Raw genomic sequence first — 18,901 nt, 5'->3', positions numbered from 1 at the left:
GGTTTTCGTGACAGGCTTTGCTACAGGGCAAGTTTGCGCATCGATTCATTGCCGATTGCCCAGGAGATTCAATGAGCACCCTCTTTATGCATTGCCGGCCGGGCTTCGAAGGCGAAGTCTGTTCCGAGATTGCCGAACACGCCGCCCGCCTGAACGTGGCCGGTTATGCCAAGGCCAAAACCGCCAGCGCCTGCGCCGAGTTCATCTGCACCGAAGAAGATGGCGCCGAGCGCCTGATGCGTGGCCAGCGTTTCGCCGAGCTGATCTTCCCGCGCCAATGGGCGCGCGGGATCTTTATTGATCTGCCGGAAACCGACCGCATCAGCGTGATCCTGGCGCACATGGCGGACTTTCCGCTGTGCGGCAGCCTGTGGCTGGAAATGGTCGACACCAACGATGGCAAGGAACTGTCGAACTTCTGCAAGAAGTTTGAAGGTCACCTGCGCAAGGCGCTGATGGCCGCCGGCAAACTGGTGGAAGATGCGCACAAACCGCGTCTGCTGCTGACGTTCAAGAGCGGCCGTGAAGTGTTCATGGGCCTGGCCGAGTCGAACAACTCGGCGATGTGGCCGATGGGCATTCCGCGCCTGAAGTTCCCGCGTGAGGCACCAAGCCGTTCGACGCTGAAACTGGAAGAGGCCTGGCATCACTTCATCCCGCGTGACCAGTGGGATGAGCGTCTGCACAGTGACATGACCGGCGTCGATTTGGGCGCTGCCCCCGGCGGGTGGACCTGGCAACTGGTTAACCGCGGCATGCTGGTGACCGCCATCGACAACGGCCCGATGGCCGAAAGCCTGATGGACACCGGTCTGGTGCAACACTTGATGGCCGACGGTTTCACCTTCAAGCCCCGGCAGCCGGTGGACTGGATGGTTTGCGACATCGTCGAGAAGCCGGCGCGCAACGCCGCGATGCTGGAAGAGTGGATTGGCGAGGGGCATTGCCGGGAAGCGGTGGTCAACCTCAAACTGCCGATGAAGCAGCGTTATGCCGAGGTGAAGCGCTTGCTGGAACGCATCGCCGATGGGTTCAAGGAGCGCGGCATTCGGGTCGAGATCGGCTGTAAGCAGCTTTATCACGACCGGGAAGAAGTGACGTGCCACCTGCGCCGGCTGGATGTAAAGAAACCGAAATCCCGCTGATCCACACAACCCATTTGTGGGGAAGAGCTTTTGTGGGAGCCCCCATAGGGGCGGCTGTATGCCACAGATGACCGAAGACCCGGCAATGCGCGACAATGCTGGCCAGTTTCAGGAGTTAATCATGAGTGAAATGCTTGATACGCCGGTAGACGGCACCCTCGACGCCACCGGCCTCAACTGCCCGGAACCGGTCATGATGCTGCACCAGCACATCCGCGACCTGGTGCCCGGCGGCCTGCTCAAGGTGATTGCGACCGATCCGTCGACCCGTCGCGACATTCCCAAGTTCTGCGTGTTTCTTGACCACGAACTGGTGGCGCAGCACGAAGAGGCGGGCACCTACCTGTACTGGATTCGCAAGAAACTCGCTTAACCCGCCGAATGACTGATACGAATCCGCTTGCGTGCACTGCGCGCCAGGCGGATCGACAGCATCAGCGCCGCGCAGCTCAAGCCCACGATCAAACCTTGCCACAGCCCGCTCGGGCCACTGGGTGCACCCAGCCAATCGGTCAGGCCCAGCGCGTAACCCACCGGCAAACCAATCCCCCAATAGGCGAACAGCGTCAGGATCATCGTCACCCGCGTGTCCTGGTAACCGCGCAATGCGCCGGCTGCCGTCACCTGGATGGCATCGGAAAACTGGAACAGCGCCGAGTACACGATCAGCATCGCGGCCACTCGAATCACCGTCGGGTCAGCGGTGTAGATCGCTGCAATGTGCTCGCGCAGCAACAGCATCATGCTCGCGGACAGGCAGGCATACGCCAGCGCCGTGCCCATGCCGACGCCCGCGGCGAAACGTGCCTCGCGTGGTTCCTGTCGACCGAGGGCCTGGCCGACCCGCACCGTCACGGCCATGCCGAGGGAGTAAGGGATCATGAACACCAGCGAGCTGAAGTTCAGGGCGATCTGATGGCCGGCGACCACGGTGGCGCCAAGGCTGCCGATCAGCAGCGCAATGACGGCAAAGATGCTCGATTCGGCGAACACCGCGATGCCGATCGGCAGGCCAATGCCCAGCAAGCGCTTGATCACCGACCATTGCGGCCAGTCGAAACGGCTGAACAACTGGCTCGACTGATACGCCGGCGCCCAGCGTTCCCAGCCGGCCATGCCCAGCGCCATCACCCACATCACAATCGCCGTGGCCCAGCCGCAACCGACACCGCCCATCGCCGGTACACCGAAGTGGCCATAGATGAAGATGTAATTGAGTGGAATGTTCAGCGCCAACCCGCACAGGCCCAGCACCATCGCCGGACGCGTACGCCCCAGGCCATCACTGAAGCAGCGCAACACATGGTAGAAGGCGACGGCGGGCAAGCCGCTGGCGATGCCGTGCAGGTATTGCATGCACGGGCCGATCAATTCGGGATCGACCTTCATCATGTGCAGGATCGGCTCGGCGCTGAACAGCATGCCGGTGGCCATCAAACCCACCACCAGGGCGAGCCACAGTGCCTGACGCACAATCGGCCCGATTTCGCTGTGGGTGCCGGCACCAAAGCGCTGGGCGACTTTTGGCGTGGTGGCCAGCAAGGTGCCGGTCATCAGCAGAAACACCGGCACCCAGATGGAGTTGCCCAGTGCGACCGCCGCCAGATCCCGAGGCCCGACCCGGCCCGCCATCACCGCATCGACAAACCCCATGGCAGTGGTTGCCAGTTGCGCGATCATGATCGGCAGCGCCAGGGTGAGCAGGTTTTTCAGCTCCAGGCGAACCCGGGCCGGGCGGGTGAGGGTGGTAGCGGCAAGGCGGTCAGTCACGGAATTCAAAGGCGAAACGTCCAAAGGTGTTGATGCGCAAGGCGATGCATTCTACGCCCTGACGCAGTGGTCAGGAAAAGTCCTGTGTTAGGGATTTGTAATTGTATTTCGGACGTTGCGAGATTCCCTGCGCAATGCTTGCTGGCTCACAAAGGTCATCTCCGCCTACACTGCCGATCCGCCAAAGGAGCCTGCCATGCTGATTGTTGCCGACGAAAATATCCCGCTGCTGGATGCCTTCTTCTCAGGGTTCGGTGAAATCCGCCGGGTACCGGGACGTTCCATCGACCGCGCCACCGTCGAACAAGCCGATGTGCTGCTGGTCCGCTCGGTGACCAACGTCAATCGTGCCTTGCTCGAAGGCAGCAACGTGCGCTTTGTCGGCACGTGCACCATCGGCACCGATCACCTGGACCTGGACTACTTTCAGCAAGCCGGCATCACCTGGTCCAGCGCGCCCGGCTGCAATGCCCGGGGTGTGGTCGACTACGTGCTCGGCAGTCTGCTGACCCTGGCTGAAATCGAAGGCGCTGACCTGACCCGGCGCACGTATGGCGTGGTCGGTGCCGGCGAAGTCGGCGGTCGTCTCGTCAAGGTCCTGCAAGGTCTGGGCTGGAACGTGCTGGTGTGCGATCCGCCCCGGCAGGCAGCTGAAGGCGGTGATTTTGTCAGCCTCGAACAGATCATCGAGCAGTGCGACGTCATCAGCCTGCACACACCTTTGAAGAAGCACGGCGCGCAGTCGACCTGGCATTTGTTCGATAAAAACCGCTTGGGTCAGCTCAAACCCGGCACCTGGCTGATCAACGCCAGTCGTGGCCCGGTGGTCGATAACGCCGCCCTGCGCCAAGTGCTGCTTGAGCGCGAAGACCTGCAAGCGGTGCTCGACGTTTGGGAAGGTGAACCTGAGGTCGACGTGGCGCTGGCGGAGTTGTGCGTGCTGGCGACGCCGCACATTGCCGGTTACAGCCTTGACGGCAAACAGCGTGGGACGGCGCAGATCTATCAGGCGTATTGCGCGTTTCTCGGGCAGCCGGCTCAGGTCAGCCTGAGTGATTTGCTGCCGGCACCGTGGTTGTCGCAAGTGACCCTGCATGCGCAGGCTGATCCGGCGTGGGCGCTGGCCATGCTGTGCCGTGGTGTGTACGACCCGCGCCGTGACGATGCGGATTTTCGCCGCAGTCTTGTAGGCAGTGTGAGCGAACAGCGTGCGGCGTTTGATGTGCTGCGCAAGCATTACCCGTCGCGTCGGGAGATTGATGGGTTGCAGGTGCGGATTGAGGGGGATTCGGCTGAGTTGCGCAGGATTGTGGCGGCGTTGGGGGCTTCGGCTGTATAGAGACCGAGTTGGCCCCATCGCGGGCAAGCCATGCTCCCACAGGTCTTGGGGCGTTCGCTGAATGGGTGGACGACTCAGCACCCTCAAAAATCACCCATAAAAAACCCGGCCAACCAGGGCCGGGTCAAGAAGACGGTGGCTATATCACTCTTGTTCGGCAGGCTTGACCAATCGCTTTTCCAGTTCGCTGCACGCTTTCTGGATCATGTCTTCAGTGATCGGTACTTCACGCCCATCGGCATCGATAATCGAGCACCCCAGAGACTGGTGTGGCTGTGTGCGGATCACTTGAATCTTGTCTTCGCTGCTGTTTTGCAAGGACATGGCCTGTCTCCTCTTCAGGTGTGTGCTTACTTTAGAACCTTCAGGTGACCGGGCTATGACAACTCCCTGCGATCTTTCCCGAACGGCAATGTCAGTCCACCAGAAATTTATAAACGTTGCCACCCGGACTTTAGACCAATAGCGTCTAGGGGCTAGTCGTCGCGGTCATAATTAACCTGACTCATTGTGATTTACAGCGTTCACCCGCTGACCGTGTAGGCTGGCGATATCAATGGCGTACTGGATAACCCTCGATGCTCTCTGCTCGTCACCGCCGCGCGATCCGCCTGACCCTTCGCTTTCTTGCGCCCTATCGCTGGCAAGCCTTTGGCGCCTTGCTCGCGTTGATTGTCACCGCCGGCATTACCTTGTCGATGGGGCAGGGCATCCGCCTGCTGGTGGATCAGGGGTTCATGACCCAGTCACCGCACCTGCTCAATCAATCCATCGGCTTGTTCATGGTGCTGGTGGTGGGGCTGGCGATCGGCACCTTCGCGCGTTTTTACCTGGTGTCGTGGATCGGCGAGCGGGTGGTCGCAGACATCCGCCGGCAGGTCTTCAACCACCTGGTTTATCTGCATCCGGGGTTCTACGAAAACAATCGCAGTTCCGAAATCCAGTCGCGGCTGACCGCCGACACCACGTTGCTGCAATCGGTGATCGGCTCGTCGCTGTCGCTGTTCCTGCGCAATTTTCTGATGGTCATCGGCGGAATCGTGCTGCTGTTTATCACTAACCCCAAGCTCACCAGCATCGTGGTGATTGCGTTGCCGCTGGTGATTGCCCCGATCCTGATTTTCGGCCGTCGGGTGCGCAATCTGTCGCGCCTGAGCCAGGACCGGATTGCCGATATCGGCAGCTATGTCTCCGAAACCCTCGGCCAGATCAAAACCGTGCAGGCGTACAACCATCAGGTCCAGGACGAGCAGCGCTTTGCCCTGACCGTGGAACAGGCGTTCGACACCGCGCGTAAACGCATCTTCCAGCGCGCCTGGTTGATCACGCTGGTGATCGTGCTGGTGCTGGGTGCTGTCGGCGTCATGCTGTGGGTTGGTGGCATGGACGTGATCGCCGGGAGGATCTCGGCCGGTGAACTGGCGGCGTTTGTTTTCTACAGCCTGATCGTCGGCAGTGCCTTTGGCACCTTGAGCGAAGTAATCGGTGAGTTGCAGCGCGCGGCGGGGGCGGCCGAGCGGATTGCCGAATTGCTGCGTTCGGAAAATATCATCCAGCCACCGACCACCGGCCTGGTAACCTTGCCGGAGCGGGTGAAGGGCGATCTGGTTCTACAGGATGTGCGTTTTTCCTACCCGTCGCGGCCCGAAAGTTATGCCGTCGATGGCTTGAGTCTGACCATAAACGCGGGCGAAACCCTCGCGCTGGTGGGGCCGTCCGGGGCCGGAAAATCCACGGTGTATGACTTGCTGCTGCGCTTTTACGATCCGGCCGCCGGGCAGATCCTGCTCGATGGCGTGCCGTTGACCCAGCTCGATCCGCTCGACCTGCGCCGTTGCTTCGCGCTGGTTTCGCAAAATCCTGCGCTGTTCTTCGGCAGCATCGAAGAGAACATCCGCTACGGTAATCCGGGGGCAACCCTGGCTCAGGTTCAGGAAGCGGCAAAAATCGCCTACGCCCACGACTTCATTGAGCAAATGCCCCACGGTTACCAGACGCATCTTGGCGACGGCGGCCTCGGGCTGTCTGGCGGCCAGCGCCAACGCCTGGCCATTGCTCGCGCATTGCTGGTGGACGCGCCGATCCTGTTGCTCGACGAAGCCACCAGCGCCCTCGATGCCCAGAGCGAACACCTGATCCAGCAAGCCCTGCCCAGCCTGATGAAAAACCGCACCACGCTGGTGATCGCTCACCGTTTGGCCACGGTGAAAAATGCTGACCGGATCGCGGTCATGGACCAAGGGAAACTGGTGGCGGTGGGGACGCATCAGGCGTTGATTGCGAGCAATGCGCTGTATGCGCGATTGGCGGCGTTGCAGTTTAGTGATGGGCACAACACGGTGATCGACCCGGTTACCGACTAAGTCGAGCACCCCAAAAAAAGCCCGCATCAATCGATGCGGGCTTTTTTTTGTCAGTGGGTCAAAACGGGATCACTGATCATCAAAATACCGTTCATGCCAATCCACCAGCGGCTGTGGCGAGTTGAGCTTCTGCCCGTAGATCACCGAATACGACAGCACGTTCTGCACATACTGACGGGTTTCGTCGAACGGGATGCTTTCCACCCAGACATCGAAGCTCAGGTGGTCTGCGCCGCGCAGCCACTGGCGCACGCGGCCGGGACCGGCGTTGTAGGCGGCGGAGGCGAGGACGCGGTTGCCGTTGAACTGGGCATGGACCTGGCTCAGGTACGCGGCGCCGAGCTGGATGTTTTTGTCCGGGTCGATCACTTGCTGCGGCGAGGCCAGCGGAATGCTGAACTTGCGTGCGGTTTCCTTGGCGGTGCCGGGCATCAGTTGCATCAGGCCGCTGGCGCCGACGCCTGAGCGGGCGTCGTCCATGAAAGCACTTTCCTGGCGCGTGATGGCGAACACCCAGCTGGAATGCAGGCCGCGTACTTTGGCTTCGCGGACCAGGGTTTCGCGGTGGGCCATCGGGAAGCGGATGTCCAGATCGTCCCAGTACTGCGCCTGACTGATGGTGCGGATCGCCGGGAAATACCATTTCAGGTCATAGGCCAGTTTCGCCTGGGCGACCATTTCGTCACGGTTGAAGTGACGACTGACGTAATACCACTCGCGGCGACCGTCGACGACCTGCCCGCGGGCGTGGAACTCCAGTGCTCGACGTATACCTGGCGTATTGCGCACCTTATTGATGGTGGCCTGGCTGAGTACCAGCGGTTTGTTGAGTAGCGAGTACGGTAGCTGCGAGCGGTCGGCGGCAAGGAAGCCATAGAAATCACGTTCGCGGGCAAGGCTCTTGTACAGCGTCTGCGCTTCCGGGTTCTGTGGCTGCGCCAGCTCAAGGGCGCGGGCCTGCCAGTAGCGCCAGCGGTTGGTGGTCGCCAGGTCCTGTGGCAAGCGGCGAGACAACTGATAGGCGTCGTCCCAGCGAGCCAGGCGAAGCAGCAGGCGCAGGCGCCATTCGGACACGGTGTTGTCGCGCAGTTCCGGGTCGTACTTGGTCATGACATCAAGCGCACGAGGGTCATAGCGTCGCGCCAGCGTCAGGCCGATTTCCCGGGCGATCGCCACTTTTTCGTCGCGAGAGAAGTGCATGCTGCTGGCATAACCGTCGAGCAAGTCCATGGCCTTGTCCGGGTCCTGCTTGGCCAGGCGGCGCAGGCCAAGGCTGACCACGTCGGACATCGGTTCGTCAGCCGGGGTGAAGCGCGAAGGCTGGTTGAGCAGCTCGGGCTTTTGCGCCACATCGATCAGCAGTCGTCCGCGAGGGGCGAGGGTGGTCAGGCCGTTAACCAGGCTGTTGGCCAGTGGATAATTGCGCGCCTGGGCGGCGAGCTTGGCGCGCTCCCAGCGTTTTTGCTCGGTCAGTTGACCTTCGGCAGCCCATTGCCCGAACAACGCGTCGCAGGCGGCGGGCTGGGATTTGCCGGTCAGCCACAGCTTATTGGCGTTGGCATAGCCTTCAGCCTTCTGGTTGTGGCCAATCTGATACTGCGCATTCAGGCAGTCCAGTTCGGTGAAATTGAGCTTGGGATCGTAATACTTGACGAAGGTCGCCCAGTCGCCACGGTCGGCCAGCCAGCGCAACCAACGCAATTTCATCCAGTTGGCTTGCGGCAGGTCACCGTGGTCGGCGAGGAATTTCTCGATTTCGGCATTGCTGGCGGTTTTTAGACGGGCGGTCAACTCGTCATAGGCCAGGTACGGCTCCAGCGGGTAATCACTGAGGGCCTGGCTGTAGCGAAAGTAAGGACCGGTATCGCCTTTGGCCAGGGCGCGCTTGGCTTCATCGTAATATTGGCGCTGGGTGGACAGGTCCACTGCCTGCGCTGATTGAACGGCAGTAGCAGAAAGTAGCAAGCAAGATAAAAGACTGAAAAGGCGACTGCGCATGAGACGTCCGGGCAGAGAAATCATGAGACAAGTGCGGGATTACCTGCACTGAATAATCTGTAGCTTAGCCTTTTGCCAGCAACGGGCGAAAGCTTTGCAGGCCTGTCAGCCCAAGTTCGTAACATTTGTTATGCAGAGTGCTTCGAGAGTGAAATTGCCGGCCTTCTGAAGCCTCAAGTCAGGTAGAATGCGCCCCCGGTTTTTGGAGAAGCTCATGACCCTGCTCAAATTCAGCGATGTGTCCCTTGCTTTCGGCGCTATGCCGTTGTTGGACAAGGTGTCCTGGCAGATCGCCCGTGGTGAGCGGGTGTGCATCATCGGCCGCAACGGCACTGGCAAGTCCAGCATGATGAAGCTCGTCAAGGGCGACCAGAAGCCCGACGAGGGCTCCGTTTGGCGTGCACCTGGCCTCAAGATTGGCGAATTGCCGCAAGAATTGCCGGTGGCCGACGAGCGGACCGTGTTCGACGTGGTTGCCGAGGGCCTGGACGGTGTGGGCGAGCTGCTCGCGCAGTATCACCACCTGAGCCAGAACATCGTCACCGACGCCGACCTGGACAAACTGATGCACGTCCAGCATGACCTCGAAGCCCGCGATGGCTGGCGTTTGCAGCAACTGGTCGACAGTACGTTGAGCCGTCTGCAGTTGCCGGCCGACAAGACTCTCGCCGAATTGTCCGGCGGCTGGCGTCGTCGCGTCCTGCTGGCTCAGGCCCTGGTCTCCGAACCGGACCTGCTGCTGCTCGACGAACCGACCAACCACCTGGACATCGGTGCCATTGCCTGGCTCGAAGAAGCGCTGAAGGATTTCCAGGGCGCCGTGCTGTTCATCACGCACGACCGTTCATTCCTGCAAAACCTTGCGACGCGCATCCTCGAACTGGACCGCGGTGGCCTGATCGACTGGAACGGTGACTACGCCAGTTTCCTGGTGCACAAAGAAGCTTCGCTGGCCGCTGAAGAAACCGCCAACGCGCTGTTTGACAAGAAGCTGGCCCAGGAAGAAGTCTGGATCCGCCAGGGCATCAAGGCCCGTCGCACCCGTAATGAAGGCCGCGTCCGCGCATTGAAGGCTTTGCGCGTCGAGCGCAGCGAGCGCCGTGAGCGCACCGGCAAGGCCAACATTCAGCTGGACACCGCTGACAAGTCCGGCAAGCAGGTGATGGTCCTCGAGAACGTGAGCTTTGCTCACCCGGGTGGCCCGTTCCTGATCAAGGATTTCTCGATGGTCCTGACGCGCGGCGACCGTATCGGTCTGCTCGGCGCCAACGGTACCGGCAAGACCACACTGCTGAAGCTGATGCTCAGTGGTCTGCAACCAACCAGCGGCACAGTGGAAGAGGGGACGCGCATCGACGTGGCCTATTTCGACCAGTTGCGCCATCAGCTGGACCTGGAAAAGACTGTGATCGACAACGTGGCCGAAGGTCGCGACTTCATCGATATCGATGGTCAGAGCCGTCACGTGCTGAGCTACCTCGGTGACTTCCTGTTCAGCCCGCAGCGTGCCCGCACGCCGGTCAAGGCGCTGTCCGGTGGTGAGCGTGCCCGTCTGTTGCTGGCCAAGCTGTTCAGCAAGCCGGCGAACCTGCTGGTCCTCGACGAACCGACCAACGACCTCGATGTTGAAACCCTCGAACTGCTGGAAGAGGTCTTGCTGACCTTCAACGGCACCGTGCTGATGGTCAGTCACGACCGGGCATTCCTCGACAACGTGGTCACCAGCACCCTGGTCTTCGAAGGTGAAGGCAAGGTTCGCGAGTACGTCGGTGGTTATCAGGACTGGCTGCGTCAGGGTGGTTCGCCGCGCCTGCTGGGCGTGACCGAGAGCAAATCCGGCAAGGCCGACCTGACCTCCGCAGTTGTAACGGCGCAGGCAGCACCTGTCGTTGCAGCTGCTGAAGCACCGGTGGCTAAGAAGAAGCTTAGCTACAAGCATCAGCGTGAGCTGGAAATGCTGCCGGCTCAGATCGAAGCCATGGAACAGCAGATTGCGGCGGTTGAAGCGCAAATGGCCGATGCCGGTTTCTATCAGCGTCCTGCTGTCGAGACGGCCGCGGTGATTGCGCAGCTGGAGCAGTTGCAGGCCGAGCTGGACGTGATGGTCGAGCGCTGGGCCGAGCTGGATGCCTGATTGATCCCGTAACAAAAAAAAGCCCGGCGTTCAGTGATGAGCGTCGGGCTTTTCATATGTAACGCGAGCTACAGGCTGATGCAGATCAAATGTGGGAGCGTTTCAGCGTTTGATCAGATGTACCGCCAGTACGTCGCAAGGTGCACCGTGCAGCACATCATTGGCGGTCGACCCGAGCAGCAGCGCCAGGCCATGGCGGCCATGGCTGCCGACCACGATCAGGTCGCAGTGGTTTTCCTTGGCGAAATGATGGATTTCCTGGCGTGGCTGGCCATAGGTCAGGTGGCAGTTGGCACCTTCAAGCTCTGCGTATTTGGCTTTCAGGCGCTCTAGGCGCTCCTTGGCCTGATCGAACTGCTGTTGTTGCAGTTGTGACAGGTCCATCGGCACGTCGCCACCAAAGGCCATGGCCATTGGCTCGACAATGTGCACCAGGGACAATTTCGCCCCGTTGCTCACCGCCAGCTCGCGAGCGCGGTGGATTACAGGGTCGCACTCTTCGGTTAGATCTACAGCGACCAGAATATGGTTGTAGGGCATGAGGTGCTCCTCCTGAGGATTGCAATATTGGTAAGTATGGCTGGTTTCAAGCGCAATGGTTCCAGAGTGACCCAAAGCGCCCATCAAGAATCGGGAGTACAGATATGACGGTCTGGATAGTGGTGTCAATCCTGTTGGTGGTGCTGAGTCCGCTGGCATGGTTGCGACCGTCACGTGGTCAGAGCGGGCGCATGGCCCTGCGCATGGAGGCACGACGCATCGGCCTGGCCATGCAGCTGGCGCCTCAGGAATGGCCGCACTGGCTGAGCCAGGAGCCGCCGAGCCCGTGTGCGCAGTACCATCGGCCACGCCGTGGCAATCAGCCTGCATGCTGGAGCTACTGGCAAAAATCACCAGGCGTATGGGTGAATCAGTGGCAGGAGGTTTGCGAGGATCGAGCGTTGCTCAATCATTTCGAAAAATTGCCAGCCAACGTCTACAAGATCGAGGCGGACAAGCAAATGGTTACCTTGTATTGGGGCGAGAAGGGCGAGGCGACTGTTTTGCAGGACATTGACGCGGTGCTGAAAGCGCTGGCGTAAAGTAAGGACATTTCGCGCTGCAATGGCGCGATGGGTCTGACAGACAGGCAATAAAAAGCCCGACATCATCATCGGGCTGGGGTTGGCCAGGCAGGCCGGTAATTCGCTGTAGGGCTGATCTTACGCCGGGCATTCACCCAGCGCGTTCATCTTTTTTCTTCAGGTTCATGCCAGCGTAGCTTGTTAAACGCGGGCTGCAGCGAATTAGGGCGACTTTTCTAACTATTGATTCTATGAATGAGTTCACATGCATCTGCGTGTTGAAGATCTTCGCAGTACGGAAGTGACCGCAAAGTCGCGTTTCAACCCGTATTTTGGGCGATTGACAATTGTCGGAAATTCCGTGAAGGTGGCGTACCCAAATCAAACGGGCGTATGAATTGAGCGTTTGTATTTCAGATCGCTCCTACAGAATCCCGACTATCGCGTTGGAGGGTGTGCCGGGTGGATTGGCGTAGCATTGACGTTTAACGTCCTGCCGAGCCATTCGCCTGCGTCCGACGTGTACTGTTCAGCTTCCATATCGTGGAGATCAGTTGATGATTTACGAAGGTAAAGCCATCACGGTTAAGGCTCTTGAAAGTGGCATCGTCGAATTGAAATTCGACCTCAAGGGTGAGTCCGTCAACAAGTTCAACCGTCTAACCCTGAACGAACTGCGTCAGGCTGTGGACACCATCAAGGCAGATGCTTCGATCAAGGGCGTGATCGTCAGCAGTGGCAAGGACGTGTTCATCGTCGGCGCCGACATCACCGAATTTGTCGAAAATTTCAAGCTGCCTGATGCCGAGCTGGTTGCTGGCAATCTGGAAGCCAACAAGATTTTCAGCGATTTCGAAGACCTCAACGTCCCGACTGTCGCCGCGATCAACGGTATCGCCCTGGGTGGCGGTCTGGAGATGTGCCTGGCGGCGGACTACCGCGTCATGTCCACCAAGGCCAAGATCGGTCTGCCGGAAGTCAAGCTGGGCATCTACCCGGGCTTCGGCGGCACTGTGCGTCTGCCGCGCCTGATCGGTGCCGACAACGCCATCGAGTGGATTGCTGCGGGCAAAGAAAACCGTCCTGAAGACGCGCTGAAAGTCGGCGCAGTGGACGCAGTGGTTGCCCCTGAGAAACTGCAGGAAGCGGCCCTGGAACTGATCAAACGCGCCATCTCCGGCGAGTTTGACTACAAGGCCAAGCGTCAACCGAAGCTGGAAAAGCTGAAGCTGAACGCAATCGAACAAATGATGGCTTTCGAAACCGCCAAAGGTTTCGTAGCCGGTCAGGCTGGCCCGAACTACCCGGCACCGGTTGAGGCGATCAAGACCATCCAGAAAGCCGCGAACTTCGGTCGCGACAAAGCGCTGGAAGTTGAAGCCGCCGGTTTCGTCAAACTGGCCAAGACCTCTGCCGCGCAGAGCTTGATCGGTCTGTTCCTGAACGATCAGGAACTGAAGAAAAAGGCCAAGGCCTACGACGAAATCGCCAAAGACGTGAAGCAGGCTGCCGTATTGGGCGCCGGCATCATGGGGGGCGGTATCGCTTATCAGTCGGCCTCCAAAGGGACGCCGATCCTGATGAAGGACATCAACGAGCACGGCATCGAGCAAGGCCTGGCTGAAGCCGCCAAGCTGCTGGTCGGCCGCGTTGATAAAGGTCGCATGACCGCCGCAAAAATGGCTGAAGTGCTCAACGGCATTCGTCCGACCCTGTCCTACGGTGATTTCGGTCACGTGGACCTGGTGGTTGAAGCGGTCGTCGAAAATCCTAAGGTCAAGCAAGCCGTGCTGGCTGAAGTCGAAGACAAGGTCAAAGAGGACACCATCCTCGCGTCTAACACCTCGACCATTTCCATCACCTTGCTGGCAAAAGCTCTCAAGCGTCCGGAAAACTTCGTCGGCATGCACTTCTTCAACCCTGTGCACATGATGCCGCTGGTTGAAGTGATCCGTGGCGAGAAGTCCAGCGAGCTGGCTGTTGCCACCACCGTTGCCTACGCCAAGAAAATGGGCAAGAACCCGATCGTCGTCAACGACTGCCCGGGCTTCCTGGTCAACCGTGTACTGTTCCCGTACTTCGGCGGTTTCGCCAAACTGGTCAGCGCCGGTGTGGACTTCGTCCGTATTGACAAGGTCATGGAAAAATTCGGCTGGCCAATGGGCCCGGCGTACCTGATGGACGTGGTCGGCATCGACACCGGTCACCACGGTCGTGACGTAATGGCTGAGGGCTTCCCGGACCGCATGAAAGACGACCGCCGTACCGCGATCGACGTGCTCTACGAAGCCAAACGCCTGGGCCAGAAGAACGGCAAGGGCTTCTACGCCTACGAGACTGACAAGCGCGGCAAGCAGAAGAAAGTCGCCGACCCATCGGTGCTGGAAGTGCTCAAGCCGATCGTTTACGAGCAGCGCGAAGTCACTGACGAAGACATCATCAACTGGATGATGATCCCGCTGTGCCTGGAAACCGTGCGTTGCCTGGAAGACGGCATCGTCGAAACCGCTGCCGAAGCCGACATGGGTCTGGTCTACGGTATTGGTTTCCCTCCATTCCGTGGCGGTGCGCTGCGCTACATCGATTCGATCGGTGTTGCCGAGTTCGTTGCCCTGGCTGACCAGTACGCTGATTTGGGCGCGCTGTACCACCCGACCGCAAAACTGCGTGAAATGGCCAAAACCGGCCAACGGTTCTTCGGTTAAGCGTCCCAACACTTGAGCGAGAGTGAAATTTTATGAGCTTGAATCCAAGAGACGTCGTGATTGTCGACTTCGGTCGTACTCCGATGGGCCGCTCCAAGGGCGGCATGCACCGCAACACCCGCGCCGAAGACATGTCGGCGCACCTGATCAGCAAATTGCTGGAACGCAACGTCAAGGTTGACCCGAACGAAGTCGAAGACGTGATCTGGGGCTGCGTAAACCAGACCCTGGAACAGGGCTGGAACATCGCGCGCATGGCGTCCCTGATGACTCAGATCCCGCACACTGCTGCCGGTCAGACCGTCAGCCGCCTGTGTGGCTCGTCGATGAGCGCGCTGCACACTGCTGCGCAAGCGATCATGACCGGCAACGGTGACGTGTTTGTCGTCGGCGGCGTCGAGCATATGGGCCACGTGAGCATGATGCACGGTGTCGATCCGAACCCGCACATGTCTCTGTACGCGGCGAAAGCCTCGGGCATGATGGGCCTGACCGCTGAAATGCTGGGCAAAATGCACGGCATCACTCGCGAACAACAGGACGCTTTCGGCGTGCGCTCCCACCAGCTCGCCCACAAGGCGACCCTGGAAGGCAAGTTCAAAGACGAAATCATCCCGATGCAGGGCTACGACGAGAACGGTTTCCTGAAACTGTTCGATTACGACGAAACCATTCGTCCGGAAACCACCCTGGAAAGCCTGGCGGCTCTGAAGCCAGCGTTCAATCCGAAGGGCGGCACCGTGACTGCAGGTACTTCGTCGCAAATCACCGACGGTGCCTCGTGCATGATCGTGATGTCGGCGCAGCGTGCTCAGGACCTGGGCATCCAGCCTATGGCCGTGATTCGTTCGATGGCAGTGGCAGGTGTGGATCCGGCAATCATGGGCTATGGTCCAGTACCGGCTACACAAAAAGCACTGAAGCGCGCGGGACTTGGCATTAACGATATCGACTTCTTCGAGCTCAACGAAGCTTTCGCCGCACAGGCCCTGCCAGTGCTGAAAGATCTGAAAGTGCTCGACAAGATGAACGAGAAGGTTAACCTGCACGGCGGCGCAATCGCCCTGGGTCACCCGTTCGGTTGCTCCGGTGCACGTATCTCCGGCACGCTGTTGAACGTGATGAAGCAAAATGGCGGCACCTTCGGGGTGGCTACCATGTGCATTGGTCTCGGCCAAGGCATCTCCACCGTCTTCGAACGCGTTTAAGCGATCCGTTGACGGAAGCCGGGGCCAAGTGCCCCGGTTTTTGTTTTTCTGAAATTATTTTTGTTTTTATTTTGAAAAGATTTGAGTGAGGGCCAAACCATGCCGATACAACCTGGGCTCTACCAACATTACAAAGGTCCGCAGTACCGCGTATTCAGTGTCGCGCGGCATTCGGAAACCGAAGAAGAAGTGGTCTTCTACCAAGCCCTGTATGGCGATTACGGCTTTTGGGTGCGTCCCTTGAGCATGTTCCTGGAGTCGGTCGAAGTTGACGGCGAACAGGTGCCACGCTTTGCTTTGGTGCAAGCCGAACCGAGCCTTTTTTCGTAGCCATAAGTTGAGTGCGCGCAAAACCCTGCGCTTGACCTCACCTTGTAGCCACTATATATAGCGGTGCCGCGTCAGGCGCCAACCGCCTTTCACTTCTAGAATTCAGGAATTTTCTGATCCATGGGCAAATCGCTGGTCATTGTGGAATCCCCGGCTAAGGCCAAGACCATCAACAAGTATCTGGGTAACCAATACGTGGTGAAGTCGAGTATCGGCCATATCCGAGACCTGCCCACCAGCGGTTCGGCTAGCGCCAGCAAAGAGCCAGCCGCCAAGCGCGGCAAGGCTGCCGCGGGTGAAGGTCCGGTGCTCACGCCGAAAGAGAAAGCGCGCAAGCAGCTGGTCTCGCGCATGGGTGTCGATCCCGATCATGGCTGGAAAGCCAAGTACGAGATCCTCCCGGGCAAGGAAAAAGTCATCGAAGAGCTGCGCCGGCTCGCCAAAGATGCTGACACCATCTATCTCGCAACCGACTTGGACCGCGAGGGGGAAGCCATTGCCTGGCACCTGCGCGAAGCCATCGGTGGTGACGACAGCCGCTACAAGCGCGTGGTGTTCAACGAAATCACCAAGAAGGCGATTCAGGAAGCCTTCTCCAAGCCGGGCGAGCTGGACATTGACCGTGTAAATGCCCAGCAGGCGCGTCGTTTCCTCGACCGCGTGGTGGGTTACATGGTTTCGCCTCTGCTGTGGGCCAAGATCGCCCGTGGCCTGTCCGCCGGTCGCGTGCAGTCGGTTGCGGTAAAACTGGTGGTTGAGCGCGAACGCGAAATCCGCGCGTTCAATCCGGAAGAATACTGGGAGGTCCACGCTGACCTCGGCACCGCCAAAGGCGCAACTGTGCGCTTTGACGTGGCGCGCGAGAAAGGCGAGGCCTTCAAGCCGCTTAACGAAGCCCAGGCCATGGCTGCACTGGAAAAGCTCAAAGCCTCCAGCTACAGCATCGCCAAGCGCGAAGACAAACCGACCAGCAGCAAGCCGTCGGCTCCGTTCATCACGTCCACCCTGCAACAGGCAGCGAGCAACCGCCTGGGCTTCGGCGTGAAGAAAACCATGATGATGGCCCAGCGTCTGTACGAAGCCGGCTACATCACTTACATGCGTACCGACTCCACCAACCTCTCGGCCGATGCCGTGACGATGGCGCGCACTTATATCGAAGGCGAATTCGGCAAGAAGTACCTGCCGGAAACCCCGAACGTCTACAGTAGCAAGGAAGGCGCACAAGAGGCTCACGAAGCGATTCGTCCCTCCGACGCCAACACCGAGCCAAGCAAGCTGTCGGGCATGGAGCGTGATGCAGAGCGGCTCTACGAGCTGATCTGGCGCCAGTTCCTCGCCTGCCAGATGCTGCCGGCGCAATACCTGTCGACCACCGTCACCGTGGGTGCCGGCGATTTCGAGCTGCGTGCCAAGGGCCGCATCCTCAAGTTCGACGGTTACACCCGCGTGATGCCGCAAATTGCCAAGCCGGGCGATGACGACGTGCTGCCAGACATGGCTCAGGGCGACGCGATGAAGCTGATCAAGCTTGATCCGACCCAGCACTTCACCAAGCCGCCTGCACGTTACTCGGAAGCAAGCCTGGTTAAAGAAATGGAAAAACGCGGCATCGGTCGTCCTTCGACCTACGCGGCGATCATTTCGACCATCCAGGACCGCGGCTACGTCGCGCTGCACAACCGTCGTTTCTATTCGGAAAAGATGGGTGACATCGTCACCGAGCGTCTGTCCGAGAGCTTCTCCAACCTCATGGACTACGGCTTCACCGCCGGCATGGAAGAGAACCTCGATGACGTGGCCCAGGGTGAACGTGACTGGAAAAACGTGCTGGACGAGTTCTACGGTGACTTCAAGAAAAAACTCGAAGTAGCCGAAAGCGCCGAAAACGGCATGCGTGCCAACCAGCCGGTCATGACCGACATTCCGTGCCTGACCTGCGGCCGTCCAATGCAGATTCGTACGGCGTCGACTGGCGTGTTCCTCGGCTGCTCGGGTTACAGCCTGCCGCCGAAAGAACGCTGCAAGGCCACCGTCAACCTGGTGCCGGGTGATGAAATCGCCGCGGACGACGAGGGTGAATCGGAATCCCTGGTGCTGCGTGGCAAGCATCGCTGCCCGATCTGCAGCACAGCGATGGACGCTTACCTGCTCGATGAGAAGCGCAAGCTGCACATCTGCGGTAACAACCCGGATTGCTCGGGTTACGAAATCGAAGAGGGCACCTATCGCATCAAAGGCTATGAAGGTCCGAGCCTGGAATGTGACAAGTGCGGCAGCGAGATGCAGCTCAAGACCGGCCGGTTCGGCAAGTTCTTCGGTTGCACCAACCCGACTTGCAAGAACACCCGCAAGCTGCTGAAGAGCGGTGACGCGGCGCCGCCGAAGATGGACCCGGTGAAGATGCCTGAGCTGAAATGCGAGAAGGTCAACGACACCTATATCCTGCGCGACGGGGCTTCCGGCCTGTTCCTGGCGGCCAGCCAATTCCCGAAAAACCGCGAGACTCGTGCTCCGCTGGTCATGGAAATTGTGCCGCACAAGGATGAGATCGATCCGAAGTACCACTTCCTCTGTGAAGCGCCGAAGAAAGATCCGGACGGTCTCCCTTCCGTGATCCGTTACAGCCGCAAGACCAAAGAGCAGTATGTGCAGACAGAAGTCGACGGTAAGCCGACTGGCTGGAAGGCGTACTACGACGGCGGCAAGTGGACGGTTGAAGACAAGCGTCCGGCAGCCAAGGCTTAAATAGAGCAGTACACAAAAGGCCGCATGACAACCCTCGGGTTTTCATGCGGCCTTTTTGTTTTGTGCTTGCGGTCGCCGCGGGTGATCCACGACACTG

14 protein-coding genes are annotated in these 18,901 nt (G+C 59.5%); 10 read left to right on the top strand and 4 right to left on the bottom strand.

Features of this window, described 5'->3' with window-relative positions:
* The first annotated feature begins 71 nt into the window (after positions 1 to 71).
* Together rlmM and tusA are read left to right on the top strand one after the other, a co-directional pair.
* Positions 72 to 1,145 carry a 23S rRNA (cytidine(2498)-2'-O)-methyltransferase RlmM gene (gene rlmM, locus SB725_RS16840; RefSeq protein ID WP_410922283.1) on the top strand — a complete coding sequence of 358 codons (1,074 nt, stop codon included), beginning with the start codon at positions 72 to 74 and terminating at the stop codon, positions 1,143 to 1,145.
* Positions 1,146 to 1,266: 121 nt separating this feature from the next.
* Positions 1,267 to 1,518 carry a sulfurtransferase TusA gene (gene tusA, locus SB725_RS16835; protein ID WP_007945068.1) on the top strand — a complete coding sequence of 84 codons (252 nt, stop codon included), beginning with the start codon at positions 1,267 to 1,269 and terminating at the stop codon, positions 1,516 to 1,518.
* Here the strand turns inward: tusA and SB725_RS16830 are convergent.
* Complete coding sequence (locus tag SB725_RS16830) at positions 1,515 to 2,924, bottom strand: MATE family efflux transporter (protein WP_410922281.1); 1,410 nt, start codon at positions 2,922 to 2,924, stop codon at positions 1,515 to 1,517. The two genes, tusA and SB725_RS16830, sit on opposite strands and share 4 nt — an antisense overlap.
* 187 nt (positions 2,925 to 3,111) lie before the next feature.
* On the opposite strand from SB725_RS16830, the gene pdxB reads away from it, so the two are divergent.
* On the top strand, positions 3,112 to 4,254 hold the full coding sequence (gene pdxB / locus SB725_RS16825) for a 4-phosphoerythronate dehydrogenase PdxB (protein ID WP_194939787.1): 1,143 nt from the start codon (positions 3,112 to 3,114) through the stop codon (positions 4,252 to 4,254).
* 144 nt (positions 4,255 to 4,398) lie between these two features.
* Here the strand turns inward: pdxB and SB725_RS16820 are convergent, their stop codons facing one another.
* Entirely contained in the window at positions 4,399 to 4,578 is a 180-nt protein-coding gene (locus SB725_RS16820; protein WP_410922279.1) for a PA1571 family protein, read from the bottom strand.
* Positions 4,579 to 4,832: 254 nt separating this feature from the next.
* Here SB725_RS16820 and SB725_RS16815 point away from each other — a divergent pair, with 254 nt between their 5' ends.
* Complete coding sequence (locus SB725_RS16815; protein WP_410922278.1) at positions 4,833 to 6,617, top strand: ABC transporter transmembrane domain-containing protein; 1,785 nt, start codon at positions 4,833 to 4,835, stop codon at positions 6,615 to 6,617.
* A 69-nt stretch (positions 6,618 to 6,686) separates the two neighbouring features.
* Here SB725_RS16815 and SB725_RS16810 read toward each other — a convergent pair whose 3' ends face one another.
* Positions 6,687 to 8,615, bottom strand: a complete 1,929-nt coding sequence (locus tag SB725_RS16810; protein ID WP_027921694.1) for a transglycosylase SLT domain-containing protein — start codon at positions 8,613 to 8,615, stop codon at positions 6,687 to 6,689.
* Positions 8,616 to 8,829: 214 nt separating this feature from the next.
* Here SB725_RS16810 and SB725_RS16805 point away from each other — a divergent pair, with 214 nt between their 5' ends.
* Positions 8,830 to 10,749: an ATP-binding cassette domain-containing protein gene (locus tag SB725_RS16805; protein WP_059181304.1), complete on the top strand. Its 1,920-nt coding sequence runs from the start codon at positions 8,830 to 8,832 to the stop codon at positions 10,747 to 10,749.
* Between the two features lie 102 nt (positions 10,750 to 10,851).
* On the opposite strand, the gene SB725_RS16800 is transcribed toward SB725_RS16805, so the two are convergent.
* On the bottom strand, positions 10,852 to 11,289 hold the full coding sequence (locus SB725_RS16800; protein WP_027921692.1) for a universal stress protein: 438 nt from the start codon (positions 11,287 to 11,289) through the stop codon (positions 10,852 to 10,854).
* Positions 11,290 to 11,393: 104 nt separating this feature from the next.
* Here SB725_RS16800 and SB725_RS16795 point away from each other — a divergent pair, with 104 nt between their 5' ends.
* The 5 genes from SB725_RS16795 to topA all read left to right on the top strand — a co-directional run bounded on the left by SB725_RS16795 (position 11,394) and on the right by topA (position 18,804).
* The gene (locus tag SB725_RS16795; protein WP_059181303.1) at positions 11,394 to 11,831 is read left to right on the top strand and encodes a hypothetical protein; all 438 of its coding nucleotides are present in this window, start codon (positions 11,394 to 11,396) and stop codon (positions 11,829 to 11,831) included.
* Between the two features lie 539 nt (positions 11,832 to 12,370).
* Positions 12,371 to 14,518: a fatty acid oxidation complex subunit alpha FadB gene (fadB, locus tag SB725_RS16790; protein WP_027921690.1), complete on the top strand. Its 2,148-nt coding sequence runs from the start codon at positions 12,371 to 12,373 to the stop codon at positions 14,516 to 14,518.
* A gap of 32 nt (positions 14,519 to 14,550) precedes the next feature.
* The gene (fadA, locus tag SB725_RS16785) at positions 14,551 to 15,726 is read left to right on the top strand and encodes an acetyl-CoA C-acyltransferase FadA (RefSeq protein WP_007944141.1); all 1,176 of its coding nucleotides are present in this window, start codon (positions 14,551 to 14,553) and stop codon (positions 15,724 to 15,726) included.
* 99 nt (positions 15,727 to 15,825) lie between these two features.
* Positions 15,826 to 16,056, top strand: coding sequence for a DUF1653 domain-containing protein (locus tag SB725_RS16780; RefSeq protein WP_027921689.1), 231 nt, complete (start codon positions 15,826 to 15,828; stop codon positions 16,054 to 16,056).
* A gap of 120 nt (positions 16,057 to 16,176) precedes the next feature.
* On the top strand, positions 16,177 to 18,804 hold the full coding sequence (gene topA, locus SB725_RS16775; protein WP_027921688.1) for a type I DNA topoisomerase: 2,628 nt from the start codon (positions 16,177 to 16,179) through the stop codon (positions 18,802 to 18,804).
* Positions 18,805 to 18,901: the final 97 nt, after the last annotated feature.

It is taken from the genome of Pseudomonas sp. SIMBA_041 (assembly GCF_046535095.1).
Lineage (GTDB): Bacteria > Pseudomonadota > Gammaproteobacteria > Pseudomonadales > Pseudomonadaceae > Aquipseudomonas > Aquipseudomonas mucoides.
Note: the sequence above shows the minus strand (reverse complement) of the source record. Positions and strands in the feature narration are given on the sequence as shown.